This is a genomic window from Pseudogemmobacter humi (assembly GCF_900609055.1).
Lineage (GTDB): Bacteria > Pseudomonadota > Alphaproteobacteria > Rhodobacterales > Rhodobacteraceae > Pseudogemmobacter > Pseudogemmobacter humi.
Map to the genome: position 1 here is coordinate 1 of NZ_UXAW01000048.1, position 21455 is coordinate 21455.

21 protein-coding genes and 1 tRNA gene are annotated in these 21455 nt (G+C 67.4%); 11 read left to right on the forward strand and 11 right to left on the reverse strand.

What is annotated here, in order from left to right; all coding sequences use genetic code 11:
• Positions 1-169: 169 nt before the first annotated feature.
• Both XINFAN_RS04725 and XINFAN_RS04730 read left to right on the forward strand, forming a co-directional pair.
• Positions 170-748, forward strand: a complete 579-nt coding sequence (locus XINFAN_RS04725; RefSeq protein WP_124085337.1) for a hypothetical protein — start codon at positions 170-172, stop codon at positions 746-748.
• Between the two features lie 32 nt (positions 749-780).
• Positions 781-1011: a hypothetical protein gene (locus XINFAN_RS04730; protein ID WP_124085338.1), complete on the forward strand. Its 231-nt coding sequence runs from the start codon at positions 781-783 to the stop codon at positions 1009-1011.
• A gap of 184 nt (positions 1012-1195) precedes the next feature.
• On the opposite strand, the gene XINFAN_RS04735 is transcribed toward XINFAN_RS04730, so the two are convergent.
• Together XINFAN_RS04735 and XINFAN_RS04740 are read right to left on the reverse strand one after the other, a co-directional pair.
• Positions 1196-1272 (reverse strand) — tRNA-Arg (locus tag XINFAN_RS04735).
• Between the two features lie 218 nt (positions 1273-1490).
• Positions 1491-1856 carry a VanZ family protein gene (locus XINFAN_RS04740; protein ID WP_160144541.1) on the reverse strand — a complete coding sequence of 122 codons (366 nt, stop codon included), beginning with the start codon at positions 1854-1856 and terminating at the stop codon, positions 1491-1493.
• 183 nt (positions 1857-2039) lie between these two features.
• On the opposite strand from XINFAN_RS04740, the gene XINFAN_RS04745 reads away from it, so the two are divergent.
• Together XINFAN_RS04745 and XINFAN_RS04750 are read left to right on the forward strand one after the other, a co-directional pair.
• A complete protein-coding gene (locus XINFAN_RS04745; RefSeq protein WP_124085340.1) occupies positions 2040-3194 on the forward strand; it encodes an efflux RND transporter periplasmic adaptor subunit in 1155 nt (384 codons plus the stop codon).
• Positions 3195-3197: 3 nt separating this feature from the next.
• Positions 3198-6326 (forward strand): multidrug efflux RND transporter permease subunit, encoded by a 3129-nt coding sequence (locus tag XINFAN_RS04750; RefSeq protein ID WP_124085341.1) that lies wholly within the window; start codon positions 3198-3200, stop codon positions 6324-6326.
• A 63-nt stretch (positions 6327-6389) separates the two neighbouring features.
• Here XINFAN_RS04750 and XINFAN_RS04755 read toward each other — a convergent pair whose 3' ends face one another.
• The 5 genes from XINFAN_RS04755 to leuC all read right to left on the reverse strand — a co-directional run bounded on the left by XINFAN_RS04755 (position 6390) and on the right by leuC (position 11207).
• Positions 6390-7445, reverse strand: a complete 1056-nt coding sequence (locus XINFAN_RS04755) for an endonuclease/exonuclease/phosphatase family protein (protein ID WP_435530852.1) — start codon at positions 7443-7445, stop codon at positions 6390-6392.
• Positions 7446-7453: 8 nt separating this feature from the next.
• Positions 7454-8347 carry a hypothetical protein gene (locus XINFAN_RS22205; RefSeq protein ID WP_233352125.1) on the reverse strand — a complete coding sequence of 298 codons (894 nt, stop codon included), beginning with the start codon at positions 8345-8347 and terminating at the stop codon, positions 7454-7456.
• Positions 8348-8629: 282 nt separating this feature from the next.
• Complete coding sequence (leuD, locus tag XINFAN_RS04765; RefSeq protein WP_124085342.1) at positions 8630-9235, reverse strand: 3-isopropylmalate dehydratase small subunit; 606 nt, start codon at positions 9233-9235, stop codon at positions 8630-8632.
• Between the two features lie 9 nt (positions 9236-9244).
• Positions 9245-9772, reverse strand: a complete 528-nt coding sequence (locus tag XINFAN_RS04770; protein ID WP_124085343.1) for an HdeD family acid-resistance protein — start codon at positions 9770-9772, stop codon at positions 9245-9247.
• Between the two features lie 16 nt (positions 9773-9788).
• On the reverse strand, positions 9789-11207 hold the full coding sequence (leuC, locus tag XINFAN_RS04775) for a 3-isopropylmalate dehydratase large subunit (protein ID WP_124085344.1): 1419 nt from the start codon (positions 11205-11207) through the stop codon (positions 9789-9791).
• Between the two features lie 478 nt (positions 11208-11685).
• On the opposite strand from leuC, the gene rsfS reads away from it, so the two are divergent.
• Together rsfS and rlmH are read left to right on the forward strand one after the other, a co-directional pair.
• Positions 11686-12009 (forward strand): ribosome silencing factor, encoded by a 324-nt coding sequence (gene rsfS, locus XINFAN_RS04780; RefSeq protein ID WP_124085588.1) that lies wholly within the window; start codon positions 11686-11688, stop codon positions 12007-12009.
• 1 nt (position 12010) lies between these two features.
• Complete coding sequence (rlmH, locus tag XINFAN_RS04785) at positions 12011-12481, forward strand: 23S rRNA (pseudouridine(1915)-N(3))-methyltransferase RlmH (RefSeq protein WP_124085345.1); 471 nt, start codon at positions 12011-12013, stop codon at positions 12479-12481.
• Between the two features lie 42 nt (positions 12482-12523).
• On the opposite strand, the gene secB is transcribed toward rlmH, so the two are convergent.
• Positions 12524-13045: a protein-export chaperone SecB gene (gene secB / locus XINFAN_RS04790; protein ID WP_124085346.1), complete on the reverse strand. Its 522-nt coding sequence runs from the start codon at positions 13043-13045 to the stop codon at positions 12524-12526.
• 112 nt (positions 13046-13157) lie between these two features.
• Positions 13158-13628: an FxsA family protein gene (locus tag XINFAN_RS04795; protein ID WP_124085347.1), complete on the reverse strand. Its 471-nt coding sequence runs from the start codon at positions 13626-13628 to the stop codon at positions 13158-13160.
• 152 nt (positions 13629-13780) lie between these two features.
• Here XINFAN_RS04795 and XINFAN_RS04800 point away from each other — a divergent pair, with 152 nt between their 5' ends.
• Genes XINFAN_RS04800 through XINFAN_RS04810 form a run of 3 tightly spaced genes read left to right on the forward strand, consistent with a single transcriptional unit; the run spans position 13781 to position 16136 of the window.
• Entirely contained in the window at positions 13781-14440 is a 660-nt protein-coding gene (locus tag XINFAN_RS04800) for a Tim44/TimA family putative adaptor protein (protein WP_124085348.1), read from the forward strand.
• Between the two features lies 1 nt (position 14441).
• Positions 14442-15485, forward strand: a complete 1044-nt coding sequence (gene mltA, locus XINFAN_RS04805) for a murein transglycosylase A (RefSeq protein WP_124085349.1) — start codon at positions 14442-14444, stop codon at positions 15483-15485.
• Between the two features lie 3 nt (positions 15486-15488).
• Positions 15489-16136, forward strand: coding sequence for a Smr/MutS family protein (locus tag XINFAN_RS04810; protein ID WP_124085350.1), 648 nt, complete (start codon positions 15489-15491; stop codon positions 16134-16136).
• 919 nt (positions 16137-17055) lie between these two features.
• Here XINFAN_RS04810 and XINFAN_RS04815 read toward each other — a convergent pair.
• Positions 17056-18645 (reverse strand): PAS-domain containing protein, encoded by a 1590-nt coding sequence (locus XINFAN_RS04815; protein WP_124085351.1) that lies wholly within the window; start codon positions 18643-18645, stop codon positions 17056-17058.
• Positions 18646-18726: 81 nt separating this feature from the next.
• Complete coding sequence (gene regB, locus XINFAN_RS04820) at positions 18727-20112, reverse strand: sensor histidine kinase RegB (protein ID WP_124085352.1); 1386 nt, start codon at positions 20110-20112, stop codon at positions 18727-18729.
• A gap of 92 nt (positions 20113-20204) precedes the next feature.
• Here regB and XINFAN_RS04825 point away from each other — a divergent pair, with 92 nt between their 5' ends.
• Both XINFAN_RS04825 and XINFAN_RS04830 read left to right on the forward strand, forming a co-directional pair.
• On the forward strand, positions 20205-20828 hold the full coding sequence (locus XINFAN_RS04825; protein ID WP_124085353.1) for an SCO family protein: 624 nt from the start codon (positions 20205-20207) through the stop codon (positions 20826-20828).
• A gap of 72 nt (positions 20829-20900) precedes the next feature.
• A complete protein-coding gene (locus XINFAN_RS04830) occupies positions 20901-21455 on the forward strand; it encodes an ActR/PrrA/RegA family redox response regulator transcription factor (protein WP_124085354.1) in 555 nt (184 codons plus the stop codon).

The window sequence follows — 21455 nt, forward strand, 5'->3', positions numbered from 1 at the left end:
CTGGGCGTCGGAAAGCCAGTAAAGGTTGCTCATGATTCAGGTCTCCTTGCGGGGCCTGAATCATGCCAAGGTCCTGAAATCAATGGGTCCTGAGCCTAGCGAGCTGGTTAAGGCGCGCAGACTGCACTCGGTTGTTTCTGCCGCCCAGACCTTGGGGAGGACACCCGCGATGATAGACGGGATTCTGACCGCTGCCGGGGTCTTTCCGGCTGACGACCCGCGGGCACACAACCGTAAGGTATTCTCTGCCGAAACTTATGCCGATCTGCTTGCGGAAATCCCGACATGGGTCGGCTCCGGCGAAATGATGACCGCGATCGGAGCCAAGAAAAGTTCCTTCGCCTTCCTGGAGAGCGACGGCGTGCTCACGCCTCGCACCAATGCGCCAAAGGTCATCGCGCGCTGGCGTCTATCAGACGGTCTCGCGTTGCTCGAGCGGCTGTCGGCCGTCGCACAGCCGCTTTCTGCGGAAGCGGGTGGGTGGGAAGGCATCCAGCAAGCCCAGAAGCGCAAAGGCGTCCCGGTCGGGCAGATCATTGATCGCATGTTGTCCGGAAAACTTGCTCTCGGCAAAGACGAGAGCGCCTTCGGCTACAATGGCTTTCGCGTTCGCGTTCGCGGGGTCAACGCATTGGCGCAGAACTCGAGGCCCTCGCTTCGGAAGCGGGGGCTCTCGCCGGCACCATATCGGCGGCGACCTTCGGGCGTAGCGTGGGTATGCGGGATGGCGGTCATTTCCACGCGCTGATCGCGGCTGGCCACAGTCCGGCGCGACAAGTGATGAACCCGAAAACCAACATGCAGCAATTCAGGATGACGCCAGATGACATCACAGCATTACATCGCAAGTTCCTGACCACGACGACGATCGAGGCCGAATTCGGGCTGCATCCCAACAGGATTCGTGCGGTTTTGAGTGCCGCCGGAGCGCTGCCTTTCACCATTGACGGGGCGTCGGTCGGGCCAGTTTGGCTACGTGAGGAATTTGAACGTCACTTCAGAGATAGCTGAGAAGCAGGAGAGATGATTGCGTGCCACTCCTGTCATTGCGGCACGGAAGATCAAATACCTCTATGATAACAGCTTGCTGACATTCTTTCGGCGCGTGCGGCGAAAACTTATCTTGACAGGGGGTGTGCGTGAAAACGCCAAAATGCGCATGCTTATGCCTCGTTGGCATGGTGGCATTATAGTATGGCGATCCCGGGACGACTCGAACGCCCAACCTAGTGATTAGAAGTCACTTGCTCTATCCAGTTGAGCTACGGGACCGTTTCTCTCTGATAGCGGTTCGGAGAACGGTTCGCAACGCCGCCCTCTCCGCCTGGTGTGTGGTTCCGCCACCCGTTTTCCGGCGAGAGCGGGGACCTTGGAGGGCAGCTGCTTTGTCCAGATGGACTACGGGGTAACGCCTGAACCATGCCGGTTCGTCGGGTCAAATAGCGGCAAGGAGGCCGGGTTTCAAAGGTGAATCCTGCTGCGACACCCGGTCAGCGGGTCAAGTCCGGCGCGGGGGTGCGCCGCAACAGGAGGCGCAGCGCCAGCCCTGTCAGCGAGCCGGTGGCGATGCCGGCCAGATTGGCCAACCAGTCCATCAGGTCGCGGCTTCGGCCGACGAAAGGCTGCACCAGCTCGATCAGCCCGCCGTAAAGCGCCAGCGCCAGCGCGGTTTGCAGCATCCAGCGCGGGCGCAGCAGGGCGACCGGCAGCGCGAGCACCGTGAAGGCCAGCATATGATGCAGCTTGTCCGAGCCGCCGACCGCGGGCAGCGCGGCCACGGGAGTCAGCGTCGCCACGCCGGTGGCCAGCGCTGCAAGCAGGGTGGCCAGAATGGCCAGGGCGCTTTGGGTTGACATCCCTTGCTTATCGGGGTCGGCTTCGCGCATGTCCAGAGCGGCAATGCCGGGCTCACGCCGGTTTGACCCCCTCGGGGCGTCTCAAGGAATTGTGAGGCCGGGGGGGAACGGAATGCGGCTTCGCTGTCGTAAGAGTCCCACTGCTAGGGTAACAGCGGCGAAAACCGGGCCGGAGAGGAAACGATGACGCATGTGATCCGACGGTTTGCCGCTGCGATGGCCGTGGCGCTGGCTTTTGCCGGCCCGGCGGCCCGCGCGCAGGAGGCGGCGACGGCGGGCTATGTCGAGCTGAGCCTGACCGAGGTTCCGGTGCGCGTCACCCTGACCGGCCGCGCGGTGGCGCAGAGCGCGACGCAGTTGCGCCCCAGGGTCGGGGGCGAGATCACCGCGATCCTTTACACGCCCGGCAGCCGGGTCGAGGCGGGCACGCCCCTTTTCGCAATCGACCCGCTGGCCTGGCGCGCGGCGCTGGCCTCGGCCGAGGCCAGCCTCGCCCGGGCGGCGGCGGACCTTCAGCAGGCGGAAACCGCCTTCGCCCGCGTCACCGCGCTGCGCGGAACCGCGGCCAGCCAGGCGGCGCTGGACCAGGCCGGGACGGATCTGCTGAAAGCGAAGGCCAGCCATGCCGAGGCCGAGGCGGCGGCCGAACTCGCCCGCGCCGAACTGGACTGGACCACGGTGCGCGCGCCGATCACCGGCATCGTCGGCGTGGCCCAGGTGGCGGTGGGCGATCTGGTGACGCAGAACCAGACCCAGCCCCTGGCCGAGATCGTCCAGGTCGATCCGATCCATATCGACCTGTCGGAACCCTATCCGGTCCGGCTGCGGATCGAGGCCCGCGCGGCGCGCGGCGAGATCGTCATGACCGAGCCGCAGCTTACCCTGGTGCTGGACGGCGGGCGGCGGATCGAGGGGCGATCAAAGCTGATTTCCTCGGGGGCCACGGTTTCGGCCACCACCGGCACCCGTATCCTGCGCTTCGTGACCGACAATCCCGGCGGGCTGATCGCGCCCGGCATGTTTCTGCAAGGCGAGCTGGTGCTGGGCCGCCAGCAGGCGATCCTGGTGCCGCAGCGCGCCACGCAGCGCGAGCGTGACGGCAGGCTCTCGGCCTGGGTGGTCGAGGACGGCAAAGCCGCCAAACGCTGGCTGACCGAGACCGGCACCTGGGGCTCGTCCTGGATCGTCCAGGCGGGGCTGACGCCCGGCGAATGGTTGCTCATGGACGGCACCACCAACCTGCGCGAGGGGGCGGAGATCGCCCCGGTGCCGGTGGTGATCGACGATCAGGGCGTGGTGCGCGACCGCACCGGCGATCTGACCGGCGCGGGCAACTGAGCCATGGCGCAGTTCTTCATCTCGCGTCCGGTTTTCGCCTGGGTTCTGGCGATCATCACCATGCTGTTCGGCGGCTGGTCGCTTTATACCCTGCCGATCGAGCAATATCCCGACATCGCGCCGATCCGCATCACCGTCACCGCGAACTACCCCGGCGCCTCGGCCGAGGCGACCGAGAACTCGGTCACTTCGGTGATCGAGGATGCGATGACCGGGCTCGACGGGCTGCTCTTTATGACCTCCAGCTCTTCGGCCACCGGGCGCAGCCGGGTCGAGCTGACCTTCGATGACAGCATCAGCCCGGAAACCGCGCAGATGCAGGTGCAGAACAAGGTGGCGCTGGCGGAATCCGGCCTGCCGACCATCGTGCGCGAACGCGGCACCAGCGTCGAGCGCGCGGGCGAAAGCTCGCTGATGGTGGGGGCGCTGGTGTCGCGCGACAACCGCTATTCCACGCTGGAACTGGGCGATCTGACCACCCAGATGATCGAGGATGCGGTCTTGCGCGTCGACGGCGTGGGGGCGATCGACAGCTTTTCCTCGGGCTATGCGATGCGGATCTGGCTGGATCCGCTGAAAATGGCCGAATTCCAGGTCACGCCGGGCGATGTGACCGCGGCCATCGCCGACCAGAACTCGACCGTCTCGGTCGGCTCGCTGGGCGCCGATCCGGTGGTGCCGGGCCAGCAACTGACGGTGGCGCTGTCGTCGCAGAGCCAGCTTTCCGGCGTGGATCAGTTCGCCGCCATCCGGCTGCGGGTCGAGGAAGGCGGCGGCGAGGTTCTCCTGGGCGATGTGGCGCGGATCGAGATCGGCCAGACCAGCTATGGCCGCTCGGCCCTGTTCAACGGCGCCAATGCGGCGGGCTTCTCGGTGACGCTCGCCACCGGCGCCAATGCGGTCGAGACCGCCGAACGGGTGCGCCAGGTGCTGACCGCCCTGACCCCCGCGCTGCCCCCCGGGGTCGAGGTCGCCTATCCGTTCGACACCTCGCCCTTCATCGAGGAATCCATCGGCACCGTCTATCAGACCCTGTTCGAGGCGGTCGGCCTCGTGTTCCTCGTGATCCTGATCTTCCTGCAAAGCTGGCGTGCGACGATCATCCCGGTGATCGCGATTCCGGTGGTTCTGCTGGGCGCCTTCGGGGTGCTGGCGGCGCTTGGCTATTCGATCAACACGCTGACCATGTTCGCCATGGTGCTGGCCATTGGCCTCCTGGTCGATGACGCTATCGTCGTGGTGGAAAACGTCGAGCGCGAGATGGAGGAGCACCCCGGCCTCGACGCGGGGACCGCGACGCGGCGGTCGATGGCGCAGATCTCTTCGGCGCTGGTCGGGATCGTGCTGGTGCTGTCGTCGGTGTTCCTGCCGATGGCCTTCATGTCGGGCTCGACCGGGGTGATCTACCGGCAGTTCTCGGTCACGATCATCTCGGCCATGGTGCTGTCCCTGGGCGTCGCGCTGATCCTGTCGCCCGCGATGTGCGCGGCGCTTCTGAAGCCGCGCGGCCATGGCGGCGGCAATATGCTGTCGCGCGGCTTCAACCGCGGCATGGCGGCGGTGACGCGCGGTTACGGCAGCGTGGCGGGGCTGGCGATGCGGGTGCCGCTGCTGGTGCTGCTGGCCCTGGGCGGCATCGCCTGGGGGTCGTATCTGCTGTTTCGCGACCTGCCATCCTCATTCGTGCCGCAAGAGGACCAGGGCGTGATGATGGCGCAGCTTCGCCTCGCCGAGGGTTCGACCACCGCCCAGACCCAGGCCGTGACCGAGGAGGTCAGCGCCTGGCTGATGAGCGAGCAGGGCGAGACGGTGGAAACCGTGATGACCGCGCTCGGCTTCTCCTGGGGCGGCGGCGGGCAGAACACCGCCATGCTTTACGTCAAGCTGCGGCCCTTCACTGAGCGCCCCGGCAAGAGTGCCGCGATGCTGGAGGCGGCGGCGACCGCGCGTTTCCGCGGCCACCGTGCCGGGAACATCACCTTCAGCCAGCCGCCGGCGATCCAGGGCGTGGGCAGTTCCGCCGGCATCGCCTTTTACCTGATTGACCAGGCCGGGCTGGGCCAGGCCGCGCTGGAAGAGGCGGCGGGGCGGCTGGCGGGCCTGGCCGAGGAACGCGGCATCGCCACCGGCTTCCGCGGCCACGAGCCGAGCCGCCGCCCGGCGCTGCGGCTCGACATCGACCAGAGCAAGGCGCGCGCCATGGGGCTGACGGTGTCCGAGGTCAACGCCATGCTCTCGGTGATCTTCTCGGGCCGCCAGGTCAACGATTTCGAGCTGGGGGCCGAACTGCGCCCGGTGATCGTCCAGGGCGTGGCCGACTGGCGGATGCAGCCCGAACATGTCGATATGTGGCATGCCCGCAATCGCGCGGGCGAGATGGTGCCCTTCGCCAGTTTCGTGACCCAGGTCTGGTCCGAGAACTCGCCCACGCTGAACCGCTACGGCGGCACAAGGGCGATCTCGGTCTCGGCCAATCCGGCGGCGGGCGTCTCCACCGGCGAGGCGATGGAACGGCTGGAGGCGCTGCTGGCCGAGATTCCCGGCGGTTACGGCATCGCCTGGACCGGGCTTTCCTATCAGGAGAAGCTGGCGGGGAACCAGGCGCCGCTTCTGTTCGCCATGTCGGCGCTGGTGGTGTTCCTGTCGCTGGCCGCGCTTTACGAAAGCTGGTCGGTGCCGTTCTCGGTGATGCTGGCGGTGCCGGTGGGGATCCTCGGCGCGCTCCTGGCGGCCTGGAGTTTCGGCCAGTCGAACGATGTCTATTTCAAGGTGGGGCTTCTGACGACCATCGGCCTTGCCTCGCGCAATGCGATCCTGATCGTGGAATTCGCCGAGGCGCGGCGCAAACAGGGGATGGAGCTGCTCGCCGCCACCCGCAGCGCCGCCGAGACCCGGCTGCGGCCGATCCTGATGACCTCGTTCGCCTTCGCGCTCGGCGTGCTGCCGCTGGCTCTGGCCTCGGGCGCGGGGGCGGCGGCGCAGCATGCCATCGGCATCGGGGTGCTGGGCGGCATGGTGGCCTCGACGGTGATCGCCTTGTTCATGGTGCCGGCGCTTTATGTGCTGGTGATGCGGGTGACCGGCAAGGCGCGGGCGGCGGATTCCGCTCCGGTGCAGGCGCCGGGGGAATAGGCCACCGGCGGGAGAGGTGCAGGCTCGGCCAGTCCGCCTCTTTCGGCGCGGCGCGGGGGACTGTCAGCGCAGCCGGATCTCGACCCAGACCGGGAAATGGCGCGAGGCGGCGGCGAGCTCTGCCGCCAGAGGATCTTCGCGCGCCGGGCGCAACAGGCCCGCGCCGGTGACATCAAGCCCCGCCGAGGGCAGGATCACGGAAACCCGCAGCCCGCCGGTCCGGGCAAAAACCGCGGTGTCCAGCGCCGGATCGCCCTTTTGGCCGGGGTCGGGAGCGAAATGTTCCGCGCGCGGCCCGGGATCCTGCAACATGGGATTCGCCAGCAGCGCGCGGATCGCATCCGGCCGCCCCTCGCCATCCTCGGGGTCGAGGTTCGGAGTGCCCAGCAGAACGAAGGGACCGGGCGGTGGCGGTTCCGTCAGCCGCCCCTCCAGCAGCGCCAGCCAGAAGGCGGTTTCGTCGTGGTTGCGCCTTCCGTTGCGGTCCTCGGGGCCGTCGAAGACCGGGGCGGTGGCGTGGAAGGCCAGCAGGCTCAGACGAGAGCCGTCGGGCAGGATCAGCGGCACCTCCCAATGGCCGGTGGTCGGCAGCCGTTGGAGCGCCAGCGCTTCGGGTGTCATGTTGTGGGGCGGAATCGCGCCGGGCAGAGCGGTCCAGAGGAAGCCGCTGAAATCGCGCACCGCCGCGGTGTCGAGAGGCAGGCGCGACAGGATCAGCATCCCCGACTGGCCCGAGAACCAGCCCCAGCCCTGGGCGTCGCCCGGACCGCCGGTCCTGCCGTCGCCGTCGAGATCGAGGCCGGTCTGCATGCCGCGGTTCGGCCGCAGGGCGAAGGCATGCGGGTAATCCGGGCCGATCACCGCCAGCCGTTCGGCGAAGCTGCGCGCCGCGACGAGGCCGTGATCGTAGTCGAACCCGGTCAGCAGCAGCACATCGGCATCCAGCGCCGCCAGCACCCGCAGCGCGGCTTCGACCTGCCGGTTCTTGCCGCCGGCGATGTCGCGCAGCAGAAGCCCCGGACCCTTGCGTTCGAGATCGGTGTTCCAGGTTGCGATCCGCAGCGTCTCTGCCGCAACGCCTGGCGTCAGACAGAACGCCGCAAGCAGAAGCGCGATCAGCAGCCCGCTCAGACCGGAGCCAGCGCCTCTCGCCCCGGCCCGCCGCGCGCCGCGCGGTTCCAGCGGATCATGGCGGCGATCCGTCCCATCGCCACGCCACGCATCAGAAGACTTGCCGGCAGGAAGGCCCATGCTGCCATCGTCCAGATCAGAGTTTGCGGCGAGGTGAGGGTCAAAGGCTCGAACCCTGCCGAGGCCAGATTCACCACCGCCGGGATCAGGAATGGCAGCAGAAACCCTAAGGAAAGGTTAATCCGCGCATCGCGCTCCAGCCGGTCGACCACATCGCCGCCCGCCGTGGGCTCGAAAGTGGGCAGGTTGATCCAGACGTTGAAAGCCTGGTGCCGCGCGGGCCAGCCCTTGATCCTGAACACCAGCACGAAGAACGCAAGCGACAGAAGCGACAGGATATAGGCGGTGCCCGCGGCGGTGCGGACGCTGGCGACCTGGGCGGGGCCTGCGCCCTCGGCCATCATCAGCGTGGCGAGGCGCACCGGCGAATAGGGGAAATCCATCGCATGGCCGATCAGCAGCCCCACCGCCTCGAACAGCCGGGTGAAGGGGGTGGGGGCAAGGCTGGCCGCCTGGATGCAGGACAGGACGAAGACGATCAGGAACAGTGTCAGGAAGCGCACGCGGTTGAAGGGCGGCGCGTCGCGGAATTCCACCAGGCTGGGGTAGACGGCGTTGTATTCGGCGAAGGTCAGCGCGCCGCCGAACAGGGCGATCAGCGCAACCATCTGCTGGGTATCAGTGCCCGTCCCCGGCAGAATGACCGAGGGCGTGGCGATCAGGATCATCACCAGAAATGCGCGCACCAGCGCGCCGGTCATCCGCGAGACCACTGCCTTCACATCCTCAACATGGACGGAAGCGATGCGACGCCGCTTCCTTGTTCCCATGAGACCGCCGACATTATGGCGTATTGCCCCAATTTTGCCCAACTTTTGCCTACTTTCGCCAGTTGCCGCAACAATCAGGTGCAGATAACCGCAGTCCTGTGGCCGGAATGGGGCGAGGGTGTTGCAGGATTGAAGCAAGCCCGGGCTGAGAATGCGGCCCGTTGGGGAACATGGCGGCGGCCCTTACAAGATGTTGTGTCCGCCTGAACTCTACCCCACGAAAGTTAACAGGCGCCGAAGACCGGCCGGCCTTCGGCGCCTGTAACGCTCAGACAGATTCGCTCAGGCCCAGGGGCGGGCCATGGCGTTCGCCCTCTCGAAAGCGTCGATCGCGGCGGATTTCTCCATCGTCAGGCCGATATCGTCCAGACCGTTCAGCAGGCAATGCTTCTTGAACGCATCCACCTCGAAGGCAAAGCTGGTGCCATCGGAGGCCGAGACGGTCTGATTCTCCAGATCGACGGTGATCCGGGCATTGGCGCCCTTCTTCGCGTCATCCATCAGGTGATCGACCGCCTCTTGCGGCAGCACCACCGGCAGGATGCCGTTCTTGAAGCAGTTGTTGAAGAAGATGTCGGCGAAGCTGGTCGAGATCACGCAGCGGATGCCGAAATCCAGCAGCGCCCAGGGCGCGTGCTCGCGCGAGGAGCCGCAGCCGAAATTGTCGCCGGCGACGATGATCTGGCTCTCGCGCCAGGCCGGCTGGTTCAGCACGAAATCGGGGATTTCCTTGCCGTCGGGGGTATAGCGCATCTCATCGAACAGGTTCACGCCAAGGCCCGAGCGCTTGATCGTTTTCAGGAACTGCTTCGGGATGATCATATCGGTGTCGATATTGACCAGCGGCATGGGGGCCGCGATGCCGGTGAGGGTGGTGAATTTGTCCATGGGTTCTGCCTATTGGATTTTCTTCAGCGCGAGGCCCAGAGCGATCAGGGCGGCACCGGCCGAGAGGAGCTCGATGGCGATGAGGGTGCCGAGCAGGAAGGGGCTGGCCTGAAGCGGGAAGATCAGCACCCAAAGGCCAAGGGCCGCCGAGATCACGCCGCTGAGCAGGAACAGCCAGAAGCCCTGGCCGCGCCCCGCGAGATTGCCGATGCGGAAGGCCCAGACCACCCGCAGCAGGCCGGTGGCAAGGAACAGCGCCCCCGCCATCACCGTCAGCGAGATCATCCCCGCCAGCGGATTGGCGAGGATCCAGATTCCCAGCACCAGCTGTAACAGCGAGAACAGACCAAGCCAGCCGCGGTCGGGCAGATTGCGGTCCGAGAAGGCCGCGAACAGCCCGAGGGCGCCCGAGACCAGAAAGACGCCGCCGACCAGCCCCGTCACCGCCAGCGAGGCGAAGAGCGGGAAGATCAGCGCCGCAAGCCCGCCGAGAATGGCGAGCCCGCCTGCCAGAAAACTTGCCGTTGAGCCTTTCATGATCGCCTCCTGTGATTCAGACGGCTTCCGCCATGATCTCGCGCACGTCGGTCAGATGGCCGGTGATCGCCGCCGCCGCCGCCATGACGGGCGACATCAGATGCGTACGGCCGCCGCGGCCCATCCGTCCCTCGAAATTGCGGTTCGAGGTGGCGGCGCAGCGCTCGCCCGGGGCCAGCTGGTCGGGGTTCATGCCCAGACACATTGAGCAGCCCGCCAGGCGCCATTCAAACCCGGCGTCCTGGAAGATCTGCGCCAGACCCTCTTCCTCGGCCTGGAGCCGGACGAGACCCGAGCCCGGCACCACCATGCCGCGCACGCCGGGCGCCAGTTTCCTGCCCTTCAGGATCGCGGCCGCGGCGCGCAGATCCTCGATCCTTCCGTTGGTGCACGAGCCGATGAACACCGCATCCACCCTGATGTCGGTCAGCTTCATCCCCGGGGTCAGGCCCATGTAATCAAGGCTGCGCTGTGCCGCCTGGACCTTGCCGCCCTCGAAATCTTCGGCGGCGGGCACGGTTGCGGTGATCGGCAGCACGTCCTCGGGGCTGGTGCCCCAGGTCACGACGGGGGCGATGTCCTCGCCTTTGATCGTCACCACCTTGTCGAAATGCGCGCCCTCATCGGTGAAGAGGGTTTTCCAATAGGCCAGCGCAGCCTCCCATTTCGCGCCCTTGGGCGCATGGGGGCGGCCCATGACATATTGGAAGGTCTTTTCATCGGGCGCGATCAGGCCGGCGCGGGCGCCGCCTTCGATCGCCATGTTGCAGACCGTCATCCGGCCTTCCATCGACAGATCGCGGATCGCCTCGCCGCAATATTCGATGACATAGCCGGTGCCGCCCGCCGTGCCGGTCTTGCCGATCACCGCAAGCGTGATGTCCTTGGCCGTGACGCCCGGGCGCAGTTTCCCGGTGATCTCGACCTTCATGTTCTTCGATTTCTTCTGGATCAGCGTCTGGGTGGCCAGGACGTGTTCCACCTCGGACGTGCCGATCCCATGCGCCAGCGAGCCGAAGGCGCCGTGGGTCGCGGTATGGCTGTCGCCGCAGACCACGGTCATGCCCGGGAGCGTCCAGCCCTGTTCGGGGCCGACGATATGGACGATGCCCTGGCGGATATCGGTCACCGGGTAATAGACCACGCCGAATTCGCGGGCGTTCTTGTCCAGCGCCTCGACCTGGATGCGCGATTCCTCATTGTCGATATGGGTCTCGCGGCCGGCGGTGGTGGGGACGTTGTGGTCCGGCACGGCGATGGTCTTTTCCGGCGCGCGCACCTTGCGGCCGGTCATCCGCAGCCCCTCGAACGCCTGGGGGCTGGTCACTTCATGGACCAGATGGCGGTCGATATACAGAAGGCAGGTGCCGTCTTCGGAGGTATGGACGACGTGGTCGTCCCAGATCTTGTCATAGAGGGTTCTCGGAGCGGTCATGGCTCTCACCTTGGATCTTTGGGATAGCTTTGCGGTAGGGTCGTTCAGGGGCCGGCGGCATCGGGCGCGGGACCGTGCCCGCGGCCAGCCGCGTCAAAGACGCGCGAGAACGCAGCGGGTCGCGCCGAAGAACCGCGCGGGCAGCCGCGCGTGATCGGTGATGTTGAAATAGATGAACCCGTTCATGGCCCGTTATTTAGCCGCGAATCCGCCGCGAGGCAAGAGAAGCGCGTGGCTGCGGGGCGTCTGGCCCCTTGCACTTTGCACGCGAGTGACGATATCCCCCGCAACCTTTGTTGAGATTGCCGGGCCAGGGCGTTACCCTGAGCGCGAAAGGCCCTGCGCCGGGGCTGAATCGGTGCGCCATCAGGAGGACCAGGTCCTGTCTCATACTGACCCAACGACCGGCCTGCCGGTCGCCCCGCGCGCCGGACGTCCGGCGCAGTCGGATCACCGCCCCGAAGAGATCCGCGATGCGGTGCTTGCCTCGCTTGAGGACGACAAGGCCGAGAGCATCGTCGAGATCGACCTGCGCGGCCGCTCGGATGTGGCGGATTTCATGGTGATCTGCTCGGGCCGCTCGTCGCGCCAGGTCGCCGCCATCGCCGAGAAACTGGCCGACCGGCTGAAGCAGGTCTTCGGCATCGGCGTCAAGATGGAAGGCAAGGAAACCGGCGACTGGGTGCTGATCGACAGTGGCGATGTCATCGTCCATGTCTTCCGCCCCGAAGTGCGCGATTTCTACCAGCTGGAAAAGATGTGGCTGCCCGCCGGTCAGGTCGGGGCGGCACGCACCCTCTGAGATGAGGGTGCATCTCTGCGCGGTGGGCCGGCTGCGCGCCGGGCCGGAACGCGCGCTGACCGACGATTATCTCGACCGTTTCGCCCGTCAGGGCCGTGCGCTGGCGCTCGGCCCTGCAAGCGAGCATGAGGTCGAGGATAAAAAGGGCGGCGGGATGGAGGCCGAGGCGGCGCTGCTGACCCGCGCCATCCCCGCGGGCGCGCTGATCTGCACGCTCGACGAGCGCGGCCAGGTCCTGTCCTCGCCCGACTTCGCCGCGATGCTGGCGAAATGGCGCGACGGCGGGCGGCAGGATGCGGCTTTCGTGATCGGCGGCGCCGACGGGATCCACCCGGATCTGCGGGCGCGGGCCGATGCCTCGCTCAGCTTCGGGCGGATGGTCTGGCCGCATATGCTGGTGCGGGTGATGCTGGCCGAACAGCTTTACCGCGCGGCGACGATCCTCGCGGGCGGGCCCTATCACCGGGTCTGAAACGGGGGGCGCGCGGCGGGTCGCCCCGCCGCCGTGCCGTTGTCAGTTCGCGATCTCGGTCGGCGCGGCCGCGGCCTGGGCGGCCTGGCGGCGGGCGATCTCCTGACGGTAGAGCGCGAGGAAATCCACGTTGTCGATGTTGAGGGGCGGGAAACCGCCGTCGCGCGTCACGTCCGAGACGATACGGCGCACGAAGGGGAACAGCAGCCGCGGGCATTCGATCAGCAGGAACGGGTGCAACTGGTCCTCCGGCACGCCCTCGATCAGGAAGGTGCCGCCGTATTCCAGTTCCAGCAGGAACAGCGTCTCGTTGTTGGCCTTGTTGGTCGAGGTGATCTTGAACTTGGTGATCACGTCGAACTGGTTTTCCACGCTGCGCTTGCGCGCGTCGAGGCTGACCGCGACCTGAACGTCGGGCTGAACCTCGCCGCCGGTGTTGCCCTTGCGCACCACCGCATTCTCGAAGCTCATGTCGCGGATATATTGCGCAAGCACCTGCATGCGGAGTTGCGGAGCCGCGGCTCCGTTGCCGGTGGCGCCGGTCGCCGGGGTTTCTTCGGCCATGGAATCCTCCTTGGGCTGGCGCTGCGCCCTCTGGACGGCGCCCGGTAAATGTCCGGCCTTGTCCCTAGCAGAGCGGCGCGGATCGCTCAATGGCCCGGGAGCCGGGGCGGGGTCAGTCCTCTTCGGTCCAGCGCGAGGGCATCTGGCGGCGGCGGTTCGCCTCGGGCGGCACCTCGACCCATTCGCCGTTGATCACCTCGTCGCGGGCGCCTGGCCCCTGGCCCGGCCGGCGCAGGATGGTGATGCGGCTCATCACCGCGCCCGAGACCAGGGTCTGAACCGGCGGCAACAGCAGCAAAAGCCCGAGCGCGTCGGTCAGAAAGCCCGGCAGGATCAGCAGCACCGCCGCCAGCGCGCGCATCAGCCCGGCGACCGGCGCCCCTTCGGGCAGGGCATGGCCCGACAGCCCGCCGCGGATCAGCACCGCGCCGCGCGCGGCCTCGAACTTCAGCAGCGCCACCCCGGCCACCCCGGTCAGCACCACCCAGGCCAGGGTGGCCCAGAGGCCGATCTGCCCGCCGATCACCACGAAAAGGCCGATCTCGATCAGCGGCCAGGCCAGAAAGGCCATAAAGCGCAACATTAAACGGTGCCTCCCGCGCAAAGGTTCATGCCGCAAGGTTTACTTGCGGTCGCTGAAAACCTACATAGTAGGTCAACCGCGCCGCCCCAAGCCCCGCCTGTGTTCCGGGGGCCTGAACAGGCGGCGGATGCGTCTTGATTATGGGATAACCGATGAATTCCTCGTTGATCCAGTTGCTCGTTCTCGCCGGGATCGCCATTTTCCTGATCCTCAAGCTGCGCTCGGTGCTGGGAACGCGCGACGGGTTCGAAAAGCCGCCCGTTCCGCTGGAAGACGTGCGCCCGCAGGTGAAGCGCGAGTTCGAGGTGATCGAGGGCGGCACTGATCGCGACATCACCGATCACGTTCCCGAAGGCTCGGACGCCGCGAAGGCGCTGGCCGAGATGAAACGCGCCGAGCCCGATTTCGCGCTGACCCCGTTCCTGCAAGGCGCGCGCCAGGCCTATGAGATGATCCTGATGGCCTTCGAGCGCGGCGATCTCGACGCGATCCGCGACTTCCTGTCGGATGAGGTCGAGGCCAGTTTCGAAGAGGTGATCCGCGCCCGCGAAGCCCAGGGCCTGACGGTCGAGGCGAATTTCATCGGGCTGAAGGAAATGGCGGTGCAGGAGGCCACTTTCGACAAGGTTTCCGGCTTCGCCGAACTGACCGTGCGGTTCATCGGCGAGCTGACCTCGGTGGTGCGCGACAAGAACGGCAATGCGATCGAGGGCGACAGCAAGTCGATCAAGCGCCAGCGCGATGTCTGGACCTTCGCCCGCAAGATGGGCTCCAGCGATCCGAACTGGCAACTGGTCGCCACCGGCGAATGAGATGCTGCGGCGCCCCGTTCGTGGCTGGTTGTTCTGCGTCTGGTTTCTGCTGGCGGCGCTGATGGGCGCGGGCGGCGCGCGGGCGGAACTGCTGGAGTTCGAGGCGCTGGACGGCTGGCGCGATGGCGGTCAGGCCGAGGCTCTGGCCGCCTTTCTCGTCACCTGCGACCAGCTTGACGCGCCGTCCTGGCGGCCGGTCTGCAAGCTGGCGGCGGATGTGCCGAAGGACGACGCCTCGGCGCGGGCCTTTTTCGAGCTTCTGTTCCGCCCGGTGATCGTCGGCCATCCGCCGGCGCTGTTCACCGGCTATTACGAGCCGGAACTGAACGGCTCGCCGGTGCGGACCTCGCGTTACGCCTGGCCGCTCTACGCCCGCCCGCCCGAGCTGAAGGACGGCGTGGTCTACCACAGCCGCGCCGCGATCGAGGCGGGCGCGCTGCGCGGGCGGGGGCTGGAGATCGCCTGGATCGACGATCCGGTCGAGGTGTTCTTCCTGCATATCCAGGGCTCGGGCCGGATCCGCATGACCGACGGCAGCGTGATCCGCCTGGGCTATGCAGGCCGCAACGGCCATGCCTACCGCTCGGTCGGGCAAGAGATGGTGCGCCGCGGCATGTTCTCGGCGCATGAGGTTTCGGCCCAGACCATCGCCGCCTTCGTGCGGGCCAATCCGGGCATCGGGGCCGAGCTTCTGAACCACAACCCGTCTTACATCTTCTTCCGCCGGATCAGGGGCCTCTCCACCGAAAAGGGGCCGATCGGGGCGATGGGGCGCTCGGTCACGCCGATGCGCTCGCTGGCGGTGGACCCGGCTTTCGTGCCGCTCGGGGCGCCGGTCTGGATCGAGAAAGAAGGCGCGGCGCCTTTGCGCCGGCTGATGGTGGCCCAGGACACCGGCGGCGCGATCAAGGGCGCGCAACGGGCGGATATCTTCTATGGTTTCGGCGACGGGGCGGGCCAGGCGGCGGGCGCGGTGAAGGACAGCGGGCGGATGGTGCTTTTGCTGCCCATCGACCGCGCCTTCGCCATGGCCGACGGGAACTGAACCATGGCCCGCCGCCGTCAGCTTCGCCCCGAAGAGCGCGAATTGTGGCAGGCCGTCGCCCGCACGGCGCGGCCGCTGCGGGGCGAGGCGGCGTCAGAGGATCCCTCGCCTGAGGGGGCAGCACCGGCGGAGGGCGCTGCCGCCCCGTCGCGCTTCGGTCCGGGCGGCAAAACGGCCGCCGATGTTTTCGTAGAACCGGGCGGTGGGACGGTTCCCGATCCGGTCCGGGCGCCGGGTCTGCCACGCTTCCGGCTGGGCGAGCGATCCGTCGCCCCCGCCCGCACTCTGCTGCCGCAGGCGCCGTCCGAGGCGTTGCGGATGGATTCCCGCACCCATCAGCGCATGACCCGCGGCAAGCTGGTGCCCGAGGCGCGGCTGGATCTGCACGGCATGACGCTCTCCGAGGCCCATGCCGAGCTGATCCCCTTCCTGCTGCGTGCCCAGGCTCAGGGGCTGCGGCTGGTGCTGGTCATCACCGGCAAGGGCAAGGCAGTGCATGAGCCGGTGCCGCGCCCGATGGGCGCCCTGCGCCATCAGGTGCCGCAATGGATGCGGCTGCCGCCCCTGTCCTCTGCGGTGCTCCAGGTTTCCGAGGCGCATCTGAAACACGGCGGCGCCGGGGCGTTCTACGTCTATCTGCGCCGCCGCTGATCGTGGCTCCGGCAGGCGGTGCCTCAGGGCAATGCCGGAGAGGATCCTGGCCCGGGCTGGCGCAAAGACGGCGCTTGGCGAGTGCATTGCACCTCTCCTCAGCCCCGAAGCGGGATCCCTGCTAATCCGGGAATGATCTCTTTCGGTGCTGTCCCGGTTTCGCCCGGCGAAGGGCGCGGCGGTCCCGATCCTTTGGAGGCGCGGTTCCGCATCGGTCGCCGGAGGGGCTTCTCCGCGGGCCAGCGGATTCGGGGCAGGGCCGGGCAAGCCCCGGATCGCATCTCGCCACAACCTGCGCCGCTCGCACGACCAGGCCGTCCGCACTTATGTGCTTTCTTCCAATCCGGTGAGCTGCCCCATGCCAGCTCTGCCAGGCCTCGTCACTCGATGCGGCACCAGAGGCCCGCATATGCGGGCAGGCCGGAAGGCGGACCGGAGAGGAGAGGCACGCCGGCATTCCCGGACGAGCGATTGCAATGCCTCGGCCGCCTGCTGTCCTGCGGTTGCATCGGCGCAGGCTGTGGTGATGAGTCCTCGCCACCTTCGTCGCTGGCGCCTGCCGTGCACCGGGACTGGCCGCCGCTATCTGCCCGAGGATGGAGAGAGGCAGTTCCGGGGATCGCCGGTGCAACGGCCGTGTCTCGGGGGCAGAGGCCGCCGGCATGATCAGAGCTGATGCGGGGCGGGCGGTGTCGAATGGGTTCCGCAGCCTGGCAGGGTGGTGAGGGCCAGGGCTGAAGGACTGTCGAGCAGCCGGAGTGCCGTGAGCGGCGCCGGTCTCCCCCGGATCGGTAAAGATGGTGTCGGTCCCCGGGGGGAGGGCGGGCTCAGGCGGATGCCCGCCCGCCTGAGCCGGTGAGAGCAGCGTGCATTCTGATCAGGCGGTGGGTCCGGGTCCCGCCGTCCCTGCAATCCGGCCTCAGGCGATCAGGATCGCCCTTGCCGCCGGATCGTCGCGGCCGGCATTGGCCGGGGGGCTGAGGCGGAAGGTCACAAGCGTGGTGCCATGCGGCATCGGCGCCACGCGGCAGGTCAGCGACCGCCCGTCCGCCATGCGCAATTCGCCGTCCCAGGGATCGCGCGGGCCGAACAGGCCGATGAAATCCTCCAGATCGTTCCAGAGCAGGGTGGGCGCGGTCTGCCTGCGCCAGCGGGCGATCGGCTTCTCGTCCCCCGGCCCGGCGGTGAGGCGCAGCAGGTCTTCCTCCCACAACTCGCGCGCGGCGGCATTGGCCATGGCGACCGAGCCGTCCTGGGCGAAGACCACCACCGCATCCGGCAGCCCGTCGATCACCGCCTGGCCGAGTTCCAGATCGGCGCGGTAGCGGCGGGTGCGCGACATTTCGGTCGAGATGTCCTCGATCATGAAGGCCAGCGCGCCGTTCGGATGCGGCCGCCCGCTGACCCGCCAGGTCTGGCCCGAGGGCAGGGTCCAGGTCTCCTCGAACAGGCCCGAGGCGGCGGCTTCCTCCATCTCGGCCACCTGCCGCCGCCAGGAGCGGTAGTCCTTCGGCTCGGGCAGCATCGAGCGTTCGCGCAAAGCGTCGAGCAGGGCAGGGATCGTCGGCCGGGAGATCAGGAATTCCACCGGCAGGCCGGTCAGATCCATCAGCGCCGGGTTGAACATCTGAAGCACCCGCGAATGGTCGAAGATCGCCAGCCCGATCGGCAGTTGCGCGAAGGTCTTGGCAAGGGTCTGGGTGAATTCGCGCAGGCTGTTCTCGGCCGCGACCAGCCGTCCGGCGGGCAGGGCGTAGCAGAAACGTGCGCCCGGTGGCTGTTCCGGCACCGCGCGGGTGATCACGTCGAACCATTCCATATGATCCCCCTGGCCCAGGGCGCGGCGCAGCGGGCCGGTTTCCCCGCATCCGGCGGGGATCGGTTCGGCAAAGATCGCGGGCAGCGGCCAGGACAGTTCCTTGCCCGGGTCGAGCTGCGCCGCGGCGGCGGCGAGCCAGGGACCGTTGGCCCAGACCACCTCGCCCTCGGCATTCTCGCGCCAGATCGGCAGCGGCGCGCGCGCCAGCATGTCGCGCAGATGGGCAAGCTCGTCGCGCAGCGCAAGCTCGGCCAGCCCGTCGCTGCCGGGCCGGGCCGCCTCGCCGTCGCCTTCGACCAGGCTGAGCCGGGTCAACCCGCCCAGATGTTCGGCGCGCAGGACCAGCGGCGGCGCGATGTCCTCGCGCGAGCAGAGGATGAACCGCCCCTCGCGTTGCAGGCCCTCCAGCCGGGTCAGCAGGCCGGGGAACATCGGCTCCAGCCGGGCCAGCGCGCGGAACCAGGCCCCGCCCGATTCCATGCCGTCGGCGATCATGGCCCGGGCCTGGGGGGTGGCGTCCACCAGCGTTTCGCCATCGAAGATGAGGACCGTTCCGCCGGTCTGGCCTGCGAAGACCGAAACCGGGGCGCTGTCGCGGCGCTGGAGGGCGGTGATCATCAGCAGGCAGGCCATGGCGATCAGCGCCGCCGTGATCACCAGCCCGAAGGCGAGAGTCCAGTCCGTTTCCATTGCCGTCCCATGCCGTCACGCATCCGTGAGCGACCCTAGGACGGCAGGTATTAACACGCAGTTAATCATGGCCCGGGCAGATCAGGGCAGGATCGGCTCGTTGGGGGCGGCGGTCGCGCCGGGGGGCGCGAGGATGTCGTCATTGTCCCAGACCGCCTCGACCAGCGCGCCGCCGCGTTCGGGCCGCTCGGCCGGGGCGAGGAACGGATCCGAGGCATTGGCGAAGGTCAGCTCCGCCCCGGTGCGTTCGAGCAGCGTCTTGGCGATGAACAGGCCGAGGCCCATCCCCTCGTATTCCGGGCGGCGCGAGGGCCGGTCGCCCTTGCGCACCCGCACGAAGGGGTCGCCGATCCGGTTGATGACGTTGGGCGGGTAGCCCTCGCCATCGTCGATGATGCGCAGCGCGAGCGCCGAAGGCGTCCATTCGCATTCGACCCAGACCTTGCTGCTTGCGAAATCCACCGCGTTCTGCACCAGGTTGCGCAGCCCGTGGATGACCTCGGGGCGGCGCTGGACGATGGGCTCGCGCTCATCGGCGCCGGGGCCGGGGATCAGCTCGAAGATCACCTCCTTGCCGCGGTTCATATGCGGCTCGGCCGCCTCGCGCAGCAGCGCCGAGACCGGGGCCTGGCGCAGTTGCAGATCGTCTTTCCCGGCCCGGCCCATGCCGCGCAGGATGCCGGCGCAGCGGTCGGCCTGTTCGCGGATCAGCCTGGCGTCGTCGTAAAGGCCGGGCTGATCCTCCAGCTCGCTCATCAGTTCCGACGACACCAGCTTGATCGTGGCGAGCGGCGTGCCCAGTTCATGCGCCGCCGCCGCCACCACGCCGCCCAGATCGGTCAGCTTCTGCTCGCGCGCCAGCGCCATCTGTGTGGCCAGCAGCGCATCCGCCAGCGCCCGCGCCTCTTTGGCAACCCGGCGGGCATAGACGCCGAGGAACAGCAGCCCCACCACGATCGCCAGCCAGAAGCCGAAGGTGAACAGCCGCGGCGTTTCCAGCGCCGATCCGTCCGGCAGCCGGATCGGAACGGCGACGAAGGCCGAAAGGCTGACGATGATCACCGCCGCGGCCCCGAGGATCAGCGTCGGCCCCAGGCCGAGGATGCTGGCCGAGATCGTCACCGGGGCCAGGATCAGCAGCGCGAAGGGGTTGGTCAGCCCGCCGGTGACGAAGACCAGAAAGCCGAGCTGCCCGAGGTCGAACATCAGCGAGGCCAGCGCCTCTGGCTCGCTGAGACGGCGGTTTCCGGGGAAGACGAAGGTCGCCGCCAGATTGACGATGATCGAGGCGCCCACGGCCAGGTAGCACAGGCCGAGCGGCAGGCCGAGGCCGAACCAGCGGTCCGCCGCGGTGATGGCGGCAAGCTGGCCCGCGATGGCCAGCCAGCGCAGAAGGATCAGCGTCCTGAGCCAGACGCGATCGCCGCCGGTTCCCGCGACGAGGCCGTAACCCGCGATTTGTCGCATTGAAAATGCGCCTTCCCTGTCCAGATTAGCCATTGTGAATTATCATGTGCCGCAGGATATGGGCGGGCGCAGCGGAACGGAAGGGGCGCGGAATGAACAGGTTCTATGCGATCGGGGCGGCCGGAATTGTCGCGGCTTTCCTGGGCGGCACGGCGGGCTGGCTCTGGCTGAGCAATGGCGCCGCGGCCGATCCGCTGGCGAAATGCCGCGAGGGCAATGTCGGTGGCGCCGATATCGGCGGGCCTTTCACATTGCTGGACAAAGACGGGCAGAGCGTGAGCGACAAAGACGTGCTGACCCGTCCGGCCCTGGTCTATTTCGGCTATACTTTCTGCCCCGATGTCTGTCCGGTCGATATGTCGAGGAATGCCGAGGCGCTCGATCTTCTGGAAGAGCAGGGCAGGGAGGTGGATCTGGTTTTCATCACCGTCGATCCCGCGCGGGATACGCCCGAAGTGGTGGGGGAATATGCCTCGGCCATGCACCCGCGCGCCATCGGCCTGACCGGATCCGAAGAACAGATCAAAGCGGCGGCGAATGCCTATAAGGTCTATTATCGGGTCCAGCCGGCCGAGGACGAATATTACCTGGTGGATCATTCGGCCTTCACCTATCTGATGCTGCCGGGGATCGGTTTCGCCGATTTCTACAAGCGCGAGGCCACCCCGGAAGACATGGCGAAAGGCGTTGCCTGCATGCTTGATGCCGCAGGCTGAATTGACCATCGGCTGAAAGCTTTCTAGGGTCCGTCCGAGGGCGCGCGGCGCCGGGACGGATGGAGAAAGCTCATGTCGGACGATCTGAACCCCGAACTGGGAGCCGACAGGACGTTGCTGCTCGTCGATGACGACGAGCCATTCGTGAAGCGCCTGGCCAAAGCGATGGAGAAACGCGGCTTTCAGGTGGAAACCGCCGAAAGCGTGGCGGCGGGCAAGCTGATCGCGCAATCGCGCCCGCCGGCCTATGCGGTGGTGGATCTTCGGCTGGGCGACGGCAACGGTCTTGATGTGGTGGAAACCCTGCGCGAACGCCGCCCCGATTGCCGGATCGTGGTGCTGACCGGATATGGCGCCATTGCGACGGCGGTGGCGGCGGTCAAGATCGGCGCGACGGATTATCTCTCCAAACCCGCCGATGCGAATGACGTGATGAATGCGCTCCTGGCGAATGGCGAGGCAATGCCCGCGCCGCCCGAAAATCCGATGTCGGCCGATCGCGTCCGCTGGGAACATATTCAGCGGGTCTATGAAATGTGCGACCGCAATGTCTCGGAAACCGCCCGCCGGCTGAATATGCATCGCCGGACATTGCAGCGAATTCTGGCAAAACGCAGTCCGCGCTGA

Bases quoted from the DNA above. Each gene is read 5' to 3' on its own strand.
- secB (WP_124085346.1), bottom strand. From the start codon at position 13,045: ATGGCCGAAGAAACCCCGGCGACCGGCGCCACCGGCAACGGAGCCGCG.
- XINFAN_RS04750 (WP_124085341.1), top strand. From the start codon at position 3,198: ATGGCGCAGTTCTTCATCTCGCGTCCGGTTTTCGCCTGGGTTCTGGCG.
- mltA (WP_124085349.1), top strand. From the start codon at position 14,442: ATGCTGCGGCGCCCCGTTCGTGGCTGGTTGTTCTGCGTCTGGTTTCTG.
- XINFAN_RS04740 (WP_160144541.1), bottom strand. From the start codon at position 1,856: ATGTCAACCCAAAGCGCCCTGGCCATTCTGGCCACCCTGCTTGCAGCG.
- leuD (WP_124085342.1), bottom strand. From the start codon at position 9,235: ATGGACAAATTCACCACCCTCACCGGCATCGCGGCCCCCATGCCGCTG.
- leuC (WP_124085344.1), bottom strand. From the start codon at position 11,207: ATGACCGCTCCGAGAACCCTCTATGACAAGATCTGGGACGACCACGTC.
- XINFAN_RS22205 (WP_233352125.1), bottom strand. From the start codon at position 8,347: ATGGGAACAAGGAAGCGGCGTCGCATCGCTTCCGTCCATGTTGAGGAT.
- XINFAN_RS04795 (WP_124085347.1), bottom strand. From the start codon at position 13,628: ATGTTGCGCTTTATGGCCTTTCTGGCCTGGCCGCTGATCGAGATCGGC.
- XINFAN_RS04725 (WP_124085337.1), top strand. From the start codon at position 170: ATGATAGACGGGATTCTGACCGCTGCCGGGGTCTTTCCGGCTGACGAC.
- regB (WP_124085352.1), bottom strand. From the start codon at position 20,112: ATGCGACAAATCGCGGGTTACGGCCTCGTCGCGGGAACCGGCGGCGAT.
- XINFAN_RS04730 (WP_124085338.1), top strand. From the start codon at position 781: ATGAACCCGAAAACCAACATGCAGCAATTCAGGATGACGCCAGATGAC.
- XINFAN_RS04830 (WP_124085354.1), top strand. From the start codon at position 20,901: ATGTCGGACGATCTGAACCCCGAACTGGGAGCCGACAGGACGTTGCTG.
- XINFAN_RS04745 (WP_124085340.1), top strand. From the start codon at position 2,040: ATGACGCATGTGATCCGACGGTTTGCCGCTGCGATGGCCGTGGCGCTG.
- XINFAN_RS04825 (WP_124085353.1), top strand. From the start codon at position 20,205: ATGAACAGGTTCTATGCGATCGGGGCGGCCGGAATTGTCGCGGCTTTC.
- XINFAN_RS04800 (WP_124085348.1), top strand. From the start codon at position 13,781: ATGAATTCCTCGTTGATCCAGTTGCTCGTTCTCGCCGGGATCGCCATT.
- XINFAN_RS04810 (WP_124085350.1), top strand. From the start codon at position 15,489: ATGGCCCGCCGCCGTCAGCTTCGCCCCGAAGAGCGCGAATTGTGGCAG.
- XINFAN_RS04770 (WP_124085343.1), bottom strand. From the start codon at position 9,772: ATGAAAGGCTCAACGGCAAGTTTTCTGGCAGGCGGGCTCGCCATTCTC.
- XINFAN_RS04815 (WP_124085351.1), bottom strand. From the start codon at position 18,645: ATGGAAACGGACTGGACTCTCGCCTTCGGGCTGGTGATCACGGCGGCG.
- rlmH (WP_124085345.1), top strand. From the start codon at position 12,011: ATGAGGGTGCATCTCTGCGCGGTGGGCCGGCTGCGCGCCGGGCCGGAA.